General features: G+C 62.6%; 15 protein-coding genes. 10 read left to right on the forward strand and 5 right to left on the reverse strand.

The window, feature by feature from the left end; translation table 11 throughout:
• Positions 1–73 precede the first annotated feature (73 nt).
• Positions 74–1,114, reverse strand: coding sequence for a lipoyl synthase (gene lipA, locus GLW01_RS03020; protein ID WP_151439057.1), 1,041 nt, complete (start codon positions 1,112–1,114; stop codon positions 74–76).
• A 307-nt stretch (positions 1,115–1,421) separates the two neighbouring features.
• Here lipA and cysQ point away from each other — a divergent pair, with 307 nt between their 5' ends.
• The 4 genes from cysQ (at position 1,422) to GLW01_RS03040 (ending at position 4,472) form a co-directional block, all read left to right on the forward strand.
• The gene (gene cysQ / locus GLW01_RS03025) at positions 1,422–2,189 is read left to right on the forward strand and encodes a 3'(2'),5'-bisphosphate nucleotidase CysQ (protein WP_160898074.1); all 768 of its coding nucleotides are present in this window, start codon (positions 1,422–1,424) and stop codon (positions 2,187–2,189) included.
• A 96-nt stretch (positions 2,190–2,285) separates the two neighbouring features.
• The gene (locus GLW01_RS03030; protein ID WP_160898075.1) at positions 2,286–3,671 is read left to right on the forward strand and encodes a sodium-dependent transporter; all 1,386 of its coding nucleotides are present in this window, start codon (positions 2,286–2,288) and stop codon (positions 3,669–3,671) included.
• A gap of 4 nt (positions 3,672–3,675) precedes the next feature.
• Entirely contained in the window at positions 3,676–3,942 is a 267-nt protein-coding gene (locus tag GLW01_RS03035; RefSeq protein WP_151439060.1) for a Smr/MutS family protein, read from the forward strand.
• Complete coding sequence (locus tag GLW01_RS03040) at positions 3,939–4,472, forward strand: DUF192 domain-containing protein (protein WP_160898076.1); 534 nt, start codon at positions 3,939–3,941, stop codon at positions 4,470–4,472. Before GLW01_RS03035 ends, GLW01_RS03040 begins: the two co-directional genes overlap by 4 nt.
• Here the strand turns inward: GLW01_RS03040 and GLW01_RS03045 are convergent.
• The gene (locus GLW01_RS03045) at positions 4,466–5,197 is read right to left on the reverse strand and encodes a DsbA family protein (RefSeq protein WP_160898077.1); all 732 of its coding nucleotides are present in this window, start codon (positions 5,195–5,197) and stop codon (positions 4,466–4,468) included. The two genes, GLW01_RS03040 and GLW01_RS03045, sit on opposite strands and share 7 nt — an antisense overlap.
• Positions 5,198–5,294: 97 nt before the next feature.
• Between GLW01_RS03045 and GLW01_RS03050 the strand changes: the two genes are divergently transcribed.
• Entirely contained in the window at positions 5,295–5,687 is a 393-nt protein-coding gene (locus tag GLW01_RS03050; protein WP_151439063.1) for a thiol-disulfide oxidoreductase DCC family protein, read from the forward strand.
• 2 nt (positions 5,688–5,689) lie between these two features.
• Entirely contained in the window at positions 5,690–5,935 is a 246-nt protein-coding gene (locus GLW01_RS03055) for a ClpX C4-type zinc finger protein (protein ID WP_160898078.1), read from the forward strand.
• 56 nt (positions 5,936–5,991) lie between these two features.
• On the opposite strand, the gene GLW01_RS03060 is transcribed toward GLW01_RS03055, so the two are convergent.
• The 3 genes from GLW01_RS03060 to xseA all read right to left on the reverse strand — a co-directional run bounded on the left by GLW01_RS03060 (position 5,992) and on the right by xseA (position 10,139).
• Positions 5,992–8,073, reverse strand: coding sequence for a dehydrogenase (locus GLW01_RS03060; RefSeq protein WP_151439064.1), 2,082 nt, complete (start codon positions 8,071–8,073; stop codon positions 5,992–5,994).
• Positions 8,074–8,369: 296 nt separating this feature from the next.
• Positions 8,370–8,579 carry a cold-shock protein gene (locus tag GLW01_RS03065; protein ID WP_077530880.1) on the reverse strand — a complete coding sequence of 70 codons (210 nt, stop codon included), beginning with the start codon at positions 8,577–8,579 and terminating at the stop codon, positions 8,370–8,372.
• A 192-nt stretch (positions 8,580–8,771) separates the two neighbouring features.
• Positions 8,772–10,139 carry an exodeoxyribonuclease VII large subunit gene (gene xseA / locus GLW01_RS03070; protein WP_160898079.1) on the reverse strand — a complete coding sequence of 456 codons (1,368 nt, stop codon included), beginning with the start codon at positions 10,137–10,139 and terminating at the stop codon, positions 8,772–8,774.
• 148 nt (positions 10,140–10,287) lie between these two features.
• On the opposite strand from xseA, the gene guaB reads away from it, so the two are divergent.
• The 4 genes from guaB to galE are packed head-to-tail and all read left to right on the forward strand — an operon-like array spanning position 10,288 to position 14,869.
• Positions 10,288–11,751 (forward strand): IMP dehydrogenase, encoded by a 1,464-nt coding sequence (gene guaB, locus GLW01_RS03075; protein ID WP_151439066.1) that lies wholly within the window; start codon positions 10,288–10,290, stop codon positions 11,749–11,751.
• Positions 11,752–11,774: 23 nt separating this feature from the next.
• On the forward strand, positions 11,775–13,352 hold the full coding sequence (guaA, locus tag GLW01_RS03080) for a glutamine-hydrolyzing GMP synthase (protein WP_151439067.1): 1,578 nt from the start codon (positions 11,775–11,777) through the stop codon (positions 13,350–13,352).
• Between the two features lie 12 nt (positions 13,353–13,364).
• Positions 13,365–13,868: a tRNA adenosine(34) deaminase TadA gene (gene tadA, locus GLW01_RS03085; protein WP_151439068.1), complete on the forward strand. Its 504-nt coding sequence runs from the start codon at positions 13,365–13,367 to the stop codon at positions 13,866–13,868.
• Entirely contained in the window at positions 13,865–14,869 is a 1,005-nt protein-coding gene (gene galE, locus GLW01_RS03090; protein WP_151439069.1) for a UDP-glucose 4-epimerase GalE, read from the forward strand. Before tadA ends, galE begins: the two co-directional genes overlap by 4 nt.
• The last annotated feature ends 4 nt before the right edge of the window (positions 14,870–14,873 follow it).

Raw genomic sequence — 14,873 nt, forward strand, 5'->3', positions numbered from 1 at the left:
CGCGATTGGCCCCCCAGGGGCCTTACTGAAACGAATATCGCGCGCGAAGCGCGCTCCTACAAGCGAAAGACCCTCAGCCGACGGTCTTGACCGGAATGATATTCGGGTCCGGCTCCGCGCCCGGGACCTCCGGTGCCTCTGACAGCCCCAGGTTGTTCTGTTCGAACACCCGGTCCGCGCGGTAGCTGGAGCGGACCATGGGGCCGGAGGGCACTTCCAGGAAGCCCTTCTCAAGGCCCTTCTCGCGATACCACTCGAACTCCTCCGGAGTCACCCAGCGTTCCACGGGCAGGTGGTTCTTTGTGGGCTGGAGGTACTGGCCGAAGGTAACGATATCCACGCCGATGGCGCGCAGATCGTCCATGGTTTCCAGGATCTCTTCCTCGGTCTCGCCCAGGCCCAGCATCAGGCTGGTCTTGGTGATGACCTTCGGGTTGTGCTTCTTGGCATGCTCGAGCACGTCCAGTGTCTTCTTATAACCGGCGCGCGGGTCACGGACGCGCTCAGTCAGCCGCTCCACGGTTTCCACGTTCTGCGCGAAGACTTCCAGTCCGGAGTCCACGACGGTCTCAACGTGCTCGTTGATGTTGTCGAAGTCCGGGGTCAGGGCTTCCACGGCCACGTGCGGGGTGCGGCGCTTGATGGCGCGCACGCAGTCGGCGTAGTGGCCAGCGCCGAAGTCGTCCAGGTCGTCCCGGTCGACGGAGGTGAGCACGATGTAGCGCAGGCCCATCATTTCCACGGAGTGCGCTGTGTTCTCGGGTTCGTCCTGATCCAGCCAGCCCTTGGGGTTGCCGGTGTCGACGGCGCAGAAGCGGCAGGCCCGGGTACACACAGAGCCCATGACCATGATGGTGGCGGTGCCGTTGTTCCAGCATTCGCCCATGTTGGGACAGTGTGATTCCTCGCAGACGGTGCTGAGGCGGTGCTCGTGGACGTTGCGCTTGACCTGCTCGAAGCGCTCGCCGCCGGGCATACGCGCGCGCAGCCAGGAGGGCTTGCGGGTGCGTTCGACTTCCTGGGCGCGGGAGGCTTTCTGGCCGTCCTTGATGGCGGCGATGCCGTGTTCGCTGCGGAATTTTTCGCCGCTGCGGGGTTTCTGGCGATCACTCATGGCGGTGTCCGGTCCCCTGGTCAGGTACCAGCCTGTAAAGGTGGCAGCCAGGAAAGGGGCCGGCAGCCTCTGACGGGAATCGCCACAAGTACATCCATGTAGGCTGCTCTTCCGCCATCCCTGGCTCCAGAGATTCCCGTCAGAGGCTGCCGGACCCTTTCCGATCCAGCGCGGATCAGGCCGGTACGGTTAACGATTGGCCAACCATTATAACGGATCTGCCGCCAAAAATCGTGGGTGACTGGACTCAGACCCGCTCTGGCGCCACAATTCCGCCCATTAAAGCCACCCGTTACGGATTGTCTGCATGGATTACGACGCGCTTGTTCCCGAGGTTCTGGCCATTGCGGCGGATGCCGGTGAGAAGATTATGGCGTTCTATCGCCAGGATTATGAGGTGACGCAGAAGCAGGACGACAGTCCGCTGACGGAGGCGGATATGGCGTCCCATCACCGGATCGTCGAGGGGTTGCGATCGCTGGAGCCGAAGCTGCCGATCCTGTCCGAAGAGGAAGAGGTGGCCTGGGAGCAGCGCCGTGACTGGGATCGGTTCTGGCTGGTGGACCCGATCGACGGCACCAAGGATTTCATCAAGCAGAGCGGTGAGTTCACGGTGAACATTGCGCTGATCGAGAACGGGGTTCCCGTGTTGGGTGTGGTGACGGTGCCAGCCCTGGGTATTGAGTACTGGGGGACGCGGTCCAGCGGGGCATTCCGCCGCAAGGATGGCGAGACGGTGCGCCTTCAGGTGGCTGAGCCGCCGGATGAGAAGCGGGTGGTGGCGAGCAAGAACCATATGAACGCGGAGACGGAGGCGTTCATTGAGAGTCTGGGGCCGCATTGTCTGGTGCAGGCCGGGTCGTCGCTGAAGTTCTGCCGGATTGCCGAGGGCGAGGCGGATATCTACCCGCGGGTGGGGCCGACCTGTGAATGGGATACCGGTGCCGCCCAGGCGGTGCTGGAGGCGGCCGGTGGTTGCGTCCTGACCTTTGAGGGGGAGCCGCTGCTCTATGGCAAGGAAAGTGTGTACAACCCGCATTTTGTGGCGGCAGGGCCCTGGTTTACGCCGGTCTGAGCCGCCTCAGTATTGATCCGGTGATTAATAGCGGCTAGGGTTTCGCGGTTACACAAAGGTTTCAGAAACAACAGAAGAAGCGGGAAGGGCTCAACCATGAATGAGAAGCGAAGCTCGGTCCACGGTGAGTGGTCCAGTGGTCTGATTTTCATCCTTGCTGCCACCGGTTCCGCCGTGGGCCTGGGCAATCTGTGGCGTTTCCCTTATCTGGTGGGCGAAAACGGCGGGTCCGCCTTCGTCATACTGTATCTCGCCTGCATCCTGCTGGTTGGCCTGCCGATCATCATCGGTGAGGTCACCATTGGTCGCAAGGGCCGGCGCAGCCCCATCAACAGCCTGCGGCTGATTGCCCGGGAGGAAGGGCTCAACCAGAAATGGGCCCTGGTCGGCTGGATGGGCGTGGTCGCCGGTTTCCTGATCCTGTCTTTTTATAGCGTCGTTGGGGGTTGGTCGCTCTATTACGGTTATGAGGCCCTGATCGGTGGTTTTGCCGGCATGACCTCGGATTCCGCCGAAGGGATGTTCAATGGGCTTGTGAGCAGCCCTTCCGCCGTACTTGGGTGGCACACGCTCTTTATGCTGATTGTGTTCGGCATCGTGGCTTCAGGCGTCAAGAAGGGCCTGCAGCGGGCGGTGACGCTGCTGATGCCCCTGCTCTTTATCCTGCTGGTGGGGCTGGTGGTTTACGGCGTGACCACGGAAGGCTTTGGTGATGCCATGACCTTCCTCGCCACACCGGATTTCAGTGCCCTGGACGGAGACACCGTGCTGGCGGCCCTGGGGCAGGCGTTCTTCACGCTGAGCCTGGGTATGGGCGCGATCATGGTCTACGGGGCCTATCTGCCGCAGGAGAACTCCATTCCGGTCAGCACTGGATGGATCGTGGGCATGGACACCCTGACGGCGCTGCTGGCCGGCTTCGCGATCTTTCCGATCGTGTTCACGGTTGGCCTTGAGCCAGGCGAGGGCCCGGGGCTGGTGTTCCAGACCCTGCCGATCGTCTTCGGTGAGATCACCTTCGGTGCGCTGCTTGGTGTTGTCTTCTTCGCGCTGTTGTCGGTGGCGGCGATCACCTCCGGCATGTCGCTGCTTGAGCCCGCTGTTGCCTACCTCTCCGAATCCTTCGGCGGAGGCCGGGTCAAGGCGGCGGCCATCATCTCCGCCCTGATCTGGTTGCTTGGCGCTGCCTGCGGCCTTTCCATGAATGCCTGGTCCGGCTTCCATCTGCTGCCGGGCATGACCATCTTCAATACCATCGAGTTCATCTCCAGCAATATCCTGCTGCCGCTGGGCGGGCTCTTTGTAGCGCTGTTTGTGGGATGGAAGATGCGCACCACGACAGTGGCCGCGGAACTCGATACCCACAACCACCACAACCTCTTCCTCCTGTGGTTGTGGGTGACCCGCATTGTTGCGCCCGCGGCGGTGCTGTTCATCTTCCTTAACGCCACTGGTCTGCTTTCCGTCATCACCGGGGAGTGATGCCATGGCCAAGCTGACGCTCGATCTGCATCCCATTTTCAATAAGGGGGATCGGATCGAGCAGGCGCTGGAGGACATCATCGACGAGGCGGAGCGCAAGCGCGTTCCGACCGTCGAGATCATCCCCGGCAAGGGCAGTGGTCAGCTCAAGAAGCGCGTCCTGCGCTTCCTGGATCGCAAGGACATCAAGCAGCGTTACCATCGCCTGGACAAGGACAGGGATAATCACGGACGTCTGTTCGTGTATTTCCGTTTCAGGGGGAAACGATGACGGTGCGCGTGCTGGTGCCCATTGTCATGGCCTTGATTGCTGGCTGCGGCAGCGTTACCGGGGAGGGCCCTGGAGGCTCCATTACCCTCTGCCTGCCTGCTGATGAGCGTCTGATTCCGTTGGAGGCGGAACTTGCCGTTACGCCCTCCGCCCGGCAGAAGGGTTTGAGTGGGCGGAAAGCGCTGTCGCGGCGTGCCGGTATGCTGTTTGTCTATCCCCGCCAGCAGGGGCCGGACAACAGCTTCTGGATGCACCGGACACGCATTCCACTGACCATCCTGTTCCTGGACGGCCAGGGCGTGGTGCGTTCCGTGCAGGATATGGCTCCGTGTCTGGAGGCGTCCGGTTCCGGGTGTCCCAGCTATCCGGCAGGGGTGGATCACTGGATGGCGTTGGAGGTGAACCAGGGGCTGCCGGCGGCGCTGGGCATCAGCGAAGGCGACAGCATCCGGCTTTCACGCGCCGGTGGCACGGCGACCTGTGACAACGCCGGGAAACTGACGCCTGCGAGCCTGCCGGAGGCTCACTGAGCGGCGTTCAGCTCGCGCTCTATAACGGCTTCCAGCTGGGCCCAGTTGGCGCGCCTCAGGGGGATATTGTCCACCATCACCGTAGGGGTGCTGGTGACTCTCAGGTCCCGTGCCAGGTTGCGGCTCTCCCGGATTTCACGCTCAACCCGATCCAGCCCCATACAGCGTTCGAAAGCCCGCCTTTCCAACCCGAGAGACGCGGCGTAGTCGCTGAACAGGCGCTGCGGATTGTCCGCGCTGCTCCAGTCATTCTGGCGCTCGAACAGACGGTCGTGCATCGGCTTCCAGGCATCCTGGTCCTCGGCGCAGCGCGCCGCTTTGGCCGCTGGAACGGCATTCTGGTGCTGACGCAGAGGCAGGTCGAAGAATACAAAGCGGACCTTGCCGGGCTCCACGTACTCCTCCATCAGCCGGTCATGGTTGGCCGCGAAGTCAGCGCAGGCCGGGCACTGGTAATCCGCGAATTCGCGCACGACCACTGGCGCGTCGGGATCACCGATGCGCACACCGAGGCGGTCCCGTTCGGCCGGGAACGGTGGCTGGTCTTCGGCTGTGGGCAGCGCGGTGGGCCCGGAAAGCGAGGGACTGGTCAGCCAGAACACGCCACCGATCACGGCGAGCAGGGCCGCGGCGAACAGGCTGCCACCAATCAGGCGCTGGCGGCGGCGTTTGCGGCTCAGCGGGCTGGGTTTTCCGGTCTTCTGGCGGTTCTTTGCTTCTCCCATGATGGGCTTCCCCGTTCCCTGTTCGTTATGATGGTTGAAAGTTCCCAGAGAGTAGCGCTGTCCCTCTGGGCTGACAACACCATGGCGGGAGGTCATCATGGGCGGCCAGAAGCGCCGGTTAGTGGTTTACTACGATGGCTCCTGCCCGGCCTGTATCCGGGACCGGCAGGTCTATGAACGCCTGGCCGGAAAAGCGGGCCGGAGTGTGGTCTGGTTCGACATCACTGGCCAGGAGGCATCCCTGCGTGAACGGGGGATCGATCCGGATCAGGCCCTGCAGGAGCTCCATGTCGAGGATGCGGATGGGCGCATCCACAGCGAGATGGCAGCCTATATCCTGCTGATGGGGCGGGTTCCGGTTCTGAAGCCATTGGCCTGGCTGCTGTCTCTGGGGCCGATCAAGCGCCTTGTGTCGGCGCTCTATCACCGCTGGGTCCAGCGCCGGCTGGCGCGTGAGGGCCGTCTGCCAACATCCAACCGGGAACCGTAACCATGAGTGATGATGACCAGGAGCTGGACCGCGAGATTGAATCGCTCGCGAGCCAGCTCGATGACGACAAGATGGATGCCATTGCGCGCCGGCTGGGGTTGCGGGATGACGAACAGGTTTACCGGACGCAGGCGGATGGGCAGTGCTCATTCTGTGGGCGCCCTCAGGCCGAAGTCGGCGCCATGGTGAGCAATGGCGCCGGGGCCCGTATCTGTGGTGAGTGCCTGGCGAGCTTCCGCTCCTCCTGAACCGGCCATAAAAAAACCGCGGCCGGAGCCGCGGTTTTTTCCTGAAAGGGCCGTTGTCAGGAGGCTGCCGCCTTCTTCTTCCCGCCCTTGCTGCCGGACTCGGCCGGCTTGATGCCGCGTTTCTCCATGGCAAGGGTGCGTACCCGGTCGAAATCCTCGTCCGTGTACACGCCGTTGACCCCGGAGATGGAGGCCAGTTTCATGCCGTGCTTGAGCCCCAGCTTGTAGATCTCGCGGACCTTTTCCCACTCGATCTCGCGACCCACTGTAAAGGTCTCGTAGCGCCCTTCGAGCGCCAGAACAATGGTTTCCGCCAGGCAGGCATAGGCCACTTTGGGCGGCAGACCAATGTTCTTCATCTTCACATCGCCAGGCAACTCGACCTCACCGGACTCGATCACCAGCACGTCCGGGCGCTTGGCCACGTCCTCCGGCGGGATATCCAGTGGCCGTGCCACGTCGGTGATCACGCAGCCCGGCTTAACCTCCATAATATCGAGGATGCGCTTGCCAGCCCCCGATGTAGAGGTCACGATCATGTCCATGTCCCGCAGGTACTTGTTGGGGTTGGACGTGACGTGGATCTTGGCCTCTGGTGTCTCCTTCATGATGGATTCCTTGAGCGCCAGAAGCCGGGCGGACTCGCGGGCCACGATGTAGACCTCGTCCACGGCCTTCGCCAGCAGGCGCGCGCAGACCGCACCGATGGAGCCGGTGGCGCCAACGACCATGGCCTTCGCCTTGGCCTTGTTGTTCTCGCCAATCTCCACCAGCCCCAGCTTCTTGAGCGCTTCGTGTGCGGCCCAGAGGGCCCCGGAGGCGCTGTAGCTGTTGCCGGTGGTGATCGGCAGTGGTGAGCGCTTGGAGACAGTCAGGCCAGCATCGCCGACGACCTTGGTGAAGGCTCCGAGACCCATGATCTGGGCGCCCAGGCGCTTGGCCAGCCGCGCCGCTGCCAGCAGGCGTCGGTAGGTGAATTCCGGACTGTGCGCCATGATCTCCTTGGGCGTGCCCCCCACGGTGATCAGCCAGCCCTCGGCCTCTGCGCCGGTGGGGGATTTGATCCCCGTCACCCGTGAATAGACGAAGGGTGGTGAGTAGGCCATCACCTTTTCCACCGTGTTCATGAAGGCCTTGGGCGCGTAGTTTGCCACCGTGTCCAGCGGTTTGGCGTTGCGGAAATACTGCTGTGACAGTGGGTGGATCACGAAGGCGAAGCGGCTGATGCGCTTGTACCCGGAGGGATACAGAATGCGCGGCTCAATGCCCTCATTGGTAATGATTTCCAGGTAGTCGTCATGGGTGATCTCGGCCGGCGAACGCTCGAGCGCGGCCAGGATCATCGCCTCGACAACGTTCACGCCCACGGTCTCATTGAAGATCTGGGGGGTGTAGTCGATGACGACGTTGACGCCACGATCTCCCAGCTCCTTGAGGCGTTCATCGGAGACGGAGGCGGTAAGCACGGTCTTGCCGGCAAGCTCTTCCAGGCCCATGGCCTCCAGCTCGTTGTAGCGGGCCGCGATGACGTCGGCGTTCTGGGCACCCTTGCGCAGCACGTAGTCAGTCACATTCTTGGCAACCGGCAGCCGGCCAACGGTGTCGCCGATGTGCCATGACTGGATGGGGCCGGTGCCGGCGGCGTAACTCTCAAGCTGGCTCAGCGAGGTGAGCATCTTGGGTACGCCGAGCTGGGTCACCGGGTCGGCGAAGAACAGGTTCTCGGTGTATTCGCTGAATACACGGGCCGGGCGGTAGTTGGCCTGACCGTTCAGGAACAGCACCTTGGCGTTATTGAAGCATTCCTCCAGCTCCAGCTGGGTGTGGCGCACGGCCCAGTCCTGGAGGATGCTGCGCAGCGTTGCCCCGGTGGTTACGGGTACTGACTGAACGGCCTCCTGCAGCCGTTTGGTGTCTTCGTGAGTAATGGTATGGGTGCCGACCTGGTAATGGTCCTGCACCATGCCCAGCCCGACCACGTCGGCTTTCGGCTCCCACTCACGAATGGCGGTTTCGGCGCGATCGACGCTGCCATCGGTGCCGATCCGGATGACGCGTATGGTCTGACCAAGAAACTCGGTCTCAAGGTCATAATCGAGCCTGGCGGGCCCCAGGCTGATACTGACAACCGTCTTCATGGACTTCTCCCCTTGGTATTCCCGTTCAACAGCATGGTCCAGAACCTGTTTCCCTTCAAAGGAACCTTCAGGCTGCTGAACTCCGTTCTGATAGCCGGCGGATTCTGTGGTTGGCGTTATACGCCGGCGGACGGGATTGTGATTATGATTATGAATGCAATCGTCTCAGGCTATTTGGTCGATTGTCGGGCAGAGTATAACAGGGGGAGGAAAGGGGTCGGTACAGGGTGGAATATGATTTTTACAACAAAAAAAAGCCCGGCTCGATGAGCCGGGCTTTTCGACCTGCGGTCGCTTTACACGGCGGTTACGTTTTCCGCCTGCGGACCTTTCGGGCCCTGCGTAATAGCGAACTGGACTTCCTGCCCCTCGGTCAGCGTCCGGAAACCGGTTCCGTTGATCGCACTGTAATGTACGAATACGTCAGAGCCGTTTTCGCGAGCAATGAAACCGAAGCCTTTTGCTTCGTTGAACCACTTGACGCGACCAGTATTGAGATCAGACATGATGCACTTTCCTTAAAAAACACGATTTTCTTTCACACCCACCGTATTGTGGATGCTTTGAGCTGGGACGCTTGAAGGCCTTTCGGTGAGGAACGAACGAGGAGTCCTGATGCAGGTCGTCGTAATGCTTTCACTTACAAGAGCCGCTTAACGTGTGCAGCAAATGCAGTATCGGTGCTGTGGGGAGTCACGTCAAGCGTTTTCATCACCTGTATTCACGTTCTCGACACGGCAGTCCAGAGTACCCTCTCCGAGCCGCACGTGGACTGCGTCTCCGGGGGCGCGCTGTACGGCGTTTCTCAGGATTCTGCCGCTGTCGTCCTCGGCAATGGCGTAACCCCGGTTGAGGGTGGCGAGCGGACTGACCAGATCAAGCTGCGCGCTCAGGCTGCGTATACGGTCGTGGTCGCGTTCCAGGCGGCCACGCACGGCCCGTTCAAGGCGTTCGCGGTTTTCGGAGACGCGTTCGCGGGCCAGGCGCAGACGGTGTTCCGGGCGCACGGCCGCCAGGCGCCGCCAGTACTGGTGCAGCTGCTGCTGGAGCTGGCTGAGATGGCGGCGGGTCTGCTGGTGCAGTCGGGCCTCGAGTTCATCCAGCCGCTGGGCCTGCTCCTGGAGCTGCTGGCGGGGGTGGCGCAGCCGCTGGTGCAGCTCGCCGAGCCGGTCTCTGCGCTGTTGGACAAGTTGGCGGGCGCCGAGGATCAATCGCTCCTCGAGTCCGCTCAGCCGGTCCAGGAATTCCTGCCGGTTGGGTGAGATGGCTTCGGCAGCTGCGGATGGGGTGGGGGCGCGCTGGTCTGCCACCAGGTCAGCGATGGTGATATCCACTTCGTGGCCAACCGCGCTGATGATGGGGATGCGGCTGCGGAAGATGGCCCGAGCCACCGCCTCCTCGTTGAAACACCAGAGGTCCTCGAGTGAGCCGCCGCCCCTGCCCACGATCAGGGCATCACAACGGCCGTGTCGATGGGCGCGCTCGATGGCGGCGACAATGCCGGCGGTGGCATCGGCGCCCTGTACCGGTGTCGGGTAGAGGGTGATCGCAAGCCCCGGGAAGCGGCGGTTCAGTACCGTGAGGATGTCCCTGATGGCGGCCCCGGTCCCGGACGTGACAAGGCCCAGGTGTTGTGGCGGAACCGGCACCGGTTGCTTGTGCTCCATGGCAAACAGGCCTTCGCGCTCCAGGCGGGCCTTGAGCTCCTCGAAGGCCCGTTGCAGGGCGCCTCTGCCGGCCGGCTCGATGGCCTCCACAATCAGCTGGAAATCACCCCGGGCTTCGTAGAGGCTGACTTTCGCCCGGATCAGAACCTGTTCGCCGTCCGCCGGGGCCTGTTTCAGGAGCCGGTTGCGGTTGCGGAACATGGCGCAGCGGATCTGTGAGCGCTCATCCTTGAGCGTGAAGTACCAGTGTCCGGATGCCGGGCGGCTCAGGCCGGAGATTTCGCCCTCCACCTGAACCTCCATGAAACTGGTCTCCAGAAGGCCCTTAACCTGGCGTGTGAGCTGGCTGACGGTAAGGGCGCCGGAGGCGCCCGCGGCGGGGCTTTCGTCTTTACGCATTCAGTCGTCGCAACGTATAATATTCGTTTACTGAAACCGGCGCCACAGGCGCCCTGAAGGGGTTTTCCGAAGTGTGTCTGCCGAGGTGTGCGCAGCACCGGAGTGAACCAGAGAGAATCCCGGAAGGCAAGTTGATAAGGCGGACCCAATGCTGCGAATCGCGGAAGAAGCGCTTACCTTCGACGATGTACTCCTCGTCCCCGGCTATTCCGATGTCATGCCGAATGAGGTGGATCTGCGAACGCCCCTGACCCGTGGGATCCGGCTCAATGTGCCGCTGGTCTCGGCGGCCATGGATACGGTGACCGAAGCGGATCTGGCCATTGCCATGGCGCAGGTCGGTGGCATCGGCATGATCCACAAGAACATGACCATTGAGCAGCAGGCCGCCGCTGTCCGCAAGGTGAAGAAATACGAAAGCGGTGTCGTCAAGGACCCGGTGACCGTGTCACCGAGCACCACGGTGCGCGAGCTGGTTCAGATCACCTCGGCCAACCGGATCTCCGGACTTCCGGTCGTGGATGGCCGCGACCTGGTGGGCATTGTTACAGGCCGCGATATCCGGTTTGAAAGCGGCATGGATACACCGGTCTCGGAGATCATGACCCCGCGCGAGAAGCTGGTGACCGTGCGCGAGGGCGAGGACGTCCAGAACATCAAGGATCTGCTGCACCGCCACCGCATTGAGAAGGTTCTGGTGGTCAACGATGACTTTGAACTGCGCGGTCTGATCACCGTCAAGGATATCCAGAAATCCGAGGATTACCCGGACGCCTGCAAGGACGCCCAGGGGCATCTACGCGTGGGAGCGGCCGTCAGCACCGGCGGTGACACTGAGGCGCGGCTGGATGCGCTGGTCGAGGCAGGCGTGGATGTGGTTGTCGTGGACACCGCACACGGTCATTCCCAGGGCGTGATCAATCGCGTCCGCTGGGTCAAGGAGCGCTACCCGGATCTGCAGGTAATCGGCGGCAACATCGCTACCGCAGAGGCGGCCATTGCGCTGGCGGATGCCGGGGTGGATGGCGTTAAGGTCGGTATCGGCCCGGGGTCCATCTGCACCACCCGCATCGTCGCGGGCATCGGGGTGCCCCAGATCAGTGCCGTCTCCAATGTGGCCGAAGCGCTGCGTGACCGGGATGTCCCCGTAGTCGCCGACGGTGGCATCCGTTTCTCAGGGGACATCGCCAAGGCCATTGCGGCAGGGGCTCATACCGTCATGGCGGGCAGTCTTTTGGCGGGTACCGATGAGGCACCGGGCGAAGTGGAGCTTTATCAGGGGCGCACCTACAAAGCGTACCGCGGCATGGGATCGTTGGGCGCCATGGGGCAGGGCTCTAGTGACCGCTATTTCCAGGACGCAGCCGAAGGCATCGACAAGCTGGTGCCGGAAGGCATCGAAGGCCGTGTCGACTGCAAGGGCCCGATGAAGTCGATCGTTCACCAGCTCATGGGTGGGCTGAAAGCGGCGATGGGGTACACCGGCTGTGGGGATATCCAGGAGATGCGCACCAAGCCCCAGTTCTCGCGCATTACCAATGCTGGCGTCCGGGAAAGCCACGTCCATGACGTGACCATCACCAAGGAAGCACCCAACTACCGCATCAGCTGAGTCCGCCACAACCAGAGGCCCGCATGACCCGGAACATCCATGATCACCGCATACTGATCCTTGATTTTGGTTCCCAGTACACTCAGCTGATTGCCCGCCGGGTAAGAGAGATCGGCGTCTACTGTGAGATCCGGCCCTTTGATGCCACCCCGGAGGAGGTGCGTGAGTACGCGCCGAGCGGGATCATCCTGGCCGGAGGACCTGAGTCCGTCACCGAGATGGGCAGCCCCCGGGCACCCGCCGGGCTGTTTGAGCTGGGCGTGCCGGTTCTGGGCATCTGCTATGGCATGCAGACGATGGCCGAGGAGCTGGGTGGGCGTGTTGCCGGCTCTGACAAGCGGGAGTTCGGGTATGCCCAGGTCCGCGTGACAGCGGAGAGCGATCTTCTGCATGGCATCTCCGATCACGTAACGGATGCTGGTGAACGCCTCCTGGATGTCTGGATGAGTCATGGTGACCAGGTTGTCGAGACACCAGAGGGCTTCGAGGTCCTGGCAGCGACCGACAGTGCGCCTGTGGCCGCGATGCAGAACCCGTCGCACCGGCTCTACGGCGTGCAGTTCCATCCGGAAGTGACCCACACGCTCCAGGGGCAGCGCATTCTCTCCCAATTCGTGCTGGACATCTGCGGCTGCGAGGCGCTCTGGACGCCGGCCGAGATTGTTGAGGACGCCATCCAGCAGATCCGCGATAAGGTTGGCAGCGATAAGGTCCTGCTCGGCCTTTCGGGCGGCGTGGATTCCTCCGTGACGGCGGCGCTGCTGCACCGGGCCATCGGTGACCAGCTGACCTGCGTGTTCGTCGACAATGGCCTGTTGCGGCTCAACGAGGGCAAGCAGGTGATGGATATGTTCGCCCGCAACATGGGCGTCAACGTCATCCACCACAATGCCGAGGATCGCTTCCTGTCCCGTCTCGAGGGTGTTCAGGATCCGGAAGAGAAGCGGCGCCTCATCGGCAATACCTTCATCGAGGTCTTTGACGAGGAGGCGGCGACCATCACCGATGTGGACTGGCTGGCCCAGGGCACCATCTACCCGGATGTGGTGGAATCCGCCCAGTCCCGCAGCGGCAAGGCCACCGTCATCAAGTCCCACCACAATGTGGGCGGGTTGCCCGAGACCATGAAGCTCAAGCTGGTGGAACCCCTGCGCGAGCTGTTCAAGGACGAGGTGCGGAAGATCGGGCTGGAGCTGGGGCTGCCCTATGACATGGTCTACCGGCATCCGTTCCCGGGGCCGGGGCTGGGCGTCCGGATTCTGGGCGAGGTGAGGAAGAATTACGCGGATATGCTGCGCGAGGCGGATGCGATCTTCCTTGAGGAACTGCACCGCTATGACTGGTACCACCACACCAGTCAGGCCTTTGCTGTTTTCCTGCCGGTCAAGTCCGTTGGCGTGGTGGGCGATGCCCGCCGCTATGAATACGTGATCGCCCTGCGCGCTGTGGAGACGCTGGATTTCATGACCGCCCGCTGGGCGCATCTGCCCTATGAGCTGCTCGAGACGGTCTCCAGCCGGATCATCAACGAGATTCCGGGCATCTCCCGGGTCACCTACGATGTATCCTCCAAGCCACCGGCGACCATTGAGTGGGAATAACCGGGTCCATCCATGACCACCGAAGGGGCTGATGAAGCCTGGATGGCCCGCGCGCTGGCGCTCGCGGAACAGGCGGAAGCGCGGGATGAGGTGCCCGTGGGGGCAGTGATCGTTCTCGACGGGGAGGTTGTGGGCGAGGGGTTCAATCAGCCCATTTCCGGTCATGATCCGACTGCGCACGCGGAGGTTCGGGCGCTCAGGGATGCCGCGCAGCGGATTGGTAATTACCGGCTGACCGATGCCACCCTCTATGTGACCCTTGAACCCTGTACCATGTGTGCGGGTGCGCTGGTGCACGCCCGTATTGGAACCCTGGTTTTCGGCGCCCGTGAACCCAAGGCCGGTGCCATCCGTTCCCGGGCCCGAATGCTGGAAGCGGAGCATCTGAACTGGCAGGTTGGGGTTCGCGAGGGCATCCGGGAACCGGAGTGTCGCGACCAGCTTACGGCCTTCTTTGCCCGCCGCCGGGCTGAGAAGAAAAAACGCCGGGATGATTCAGAAGGAGAGGATGAGTGACAGACAGGGTGTTGGTGACCGGCGGTGCCGGCTACATCGGAAGCCATGTGGTACGCCAGCTGGGTGAAGCGGGTTACGACGTGGTGGTGTTCGACAACCTCTCAACCGGCCATGAATGGGCCGTTACACACGGGAAACTCGTGGTGGGTGACCTGGCGGACCCGGAGGCCCTGGAGGCGCTGTTTGCGGCCAATGAGTTCGCCGCCGTGCTGCATTTTGCGGCCCACATCATTGTGCCCGAGTCGGTCTCGGACCCGCTCAAGTACTACCGCAACAATACCCGTAACACGCTGAACCTGCTGGGGGCGATGAGCCGCCATGGCGTGAACCGCATCGTCTTCTCGTCCACCGCGGCCGTCTACGGCATGCCGGATCAGCAGGTTCTGACCGAGGACCTGCCATTGGCGCCGATCAACCCCTATGGCGCCTCCAAGATGATGAGCGAGCGCATGATCATGGATCTGGCGAGCGCCAGTGATCTGGACTATGTGATCCTGCGCTACTTCAACGTCGCCGGGGCGGATCCCCAGACCCGCCTCGGCCAGGCTACGCCGGAAGCCACGCACCTGATCAAGGTGGCCTGTGAATGCGCAACAGGCGCGCGGGATGGCATGCAGATCTTCGGAACGGATTACGGCACGCGGGACGGTACCTGCGTCCGGGACTACATCCATGTCGAGGACCTGGCCAGTGCCCACGTGCGGGCCCTGGAGCATATGCAGCAGGGGAACGGCTCCGAGATCCTCAACTGCGGTTATGGGCGGGGGTTCACCGTGCGTGAGGTCATTGATGTGGTAAAACGTCTCTCCGGCGCCGACTTCCCTGTGACGGAGGCGGAGCGCCGTGCCGGTGATCCGGAGGCGCTGATGGCGGATAACCAGAGGATCCGCCGGCGCCTTGACTGGGCGCCGGCCTACGACGACCTGGACACCATCGTGCAGACCGCGCTTGACTGGGAACGCCACTGGCAGGCGCGCCAGAACAACCCAACGGATCAGTAAGGAA

It is taken from the genome of Vreelandella halophila (genome assembly GCF_009856365.1).
GTDB classification, from domain to species: Bacteria; Pseudomonadota; Gammaproteobacteria; order Pseudomonadales; family Oleiphilaceae; genus Halospina; species Halospina utahensis_B.

What these genes read in the sequence shown, in the direction of transcription:
- lipA (WP_151439057.1), bottom strand. Translation starts at nt 1,114, where the DNA reads ATGAGTGATCGCCAGAAACCCCGCAGCGGCGAAAAATTCCGCAGCGAA.
- cysQ (WP_160898074.1), top strand. Translation starts at nt 1,422, where the DNA reads ATGGATTACGACGCGCTTGTTCCCGAGGTTCTGGCCATTGCGGCGGAT.
- GLW01_RS03030 (WP_160898075.1), top strand. Translation starts at nt 2,286, where the DNA reads ATGAATGAGAAGCGAAGCTCGGTCCACGGTGAGTGGTCCAGTGGTCTG.
- GLW01_RS03035 (WP_151439060.1), top strand. Translation starts at nt 3,676, where the DNA reads ATGGCCAAGCTGACGCTCGATCTGCATCCCATTTTCAATAAGGGGGAT.
- GLW01_RS03040 (WP_160898076.1), top strand. Translation starts at nt 3,939, where the DNA reads ATGACGGTGCGCGTGCTGGTGCCCATTGTCATGGCCTTGATTGCTGGC.
- GLW01_RS03045 (WP_160898077.1), bottom strand. Translation starts at nt 5,197, where the DNA reads ATGGGAGAAGCAAAGAACCGCCAGAAGACCGGAAAACCCAGCCCGCTG.
- GLW01_RS03050 (WP_151439063.1), top strand. Translation starts at nt 5,295, where the DNA reads ATGGGCGGCCAGAAGCGCCGGTTAGTGGTTTACTACGATGGCTCCTGC.
- GLW01_RS03055 (WP_160898078.1), top strand. Translation starts at nt 5,690, where the DNA reads ATGAGTGATGATGACCAGGAGCTGGACCGCGAGATTGAATCGCTCGCG.
- GLW01_RS03060 (WP_151439064.1), bottom strand. Translation starts at nt 8,073, where the DNA reads ATGAAGACGGTTGTCAGTATCAGCCTGGGGCCCGCCAGGCTCGATTAT.
- GLW01_RS03065 (WP_077530880.1), bottom strand. Translation starts at nt 8,579, where the DNA reads ATGTCTGATCTCAATACTGGTCGCGTCAAGTGGTTCAACGAAGCAAAA.
- xseA (WP_160898079.1), bottom strand. Translation starts at nt 10,139, where the DNA reads ATGCGTAAAGACGAAAGCCCCGCCGCGGGCGCCTCCGGCGCCCTTACC.
- guaB (WP_151439066.1), top strand. Translation starts at nt 10,288, where the DNA reads ATGCTGCGAATCGCGGAAGAAGCGCTTACCTTCGACGATGTACTCCTC.
- guaA (WP_151439067.1), top strand. Translation starts at nt 11,775, where the DNA reads ATGACCCGGAACATCCATGATCACCGCATACTGATCCTTGATTTTGGT.
- tadA (WP_151439068.1), top strand. Translation starts at nt 13,365, where the DNA reads ATGACCACCGAAGGGGCTGATGAAGCCTGGATGGCCCGCGCGCTGGCG.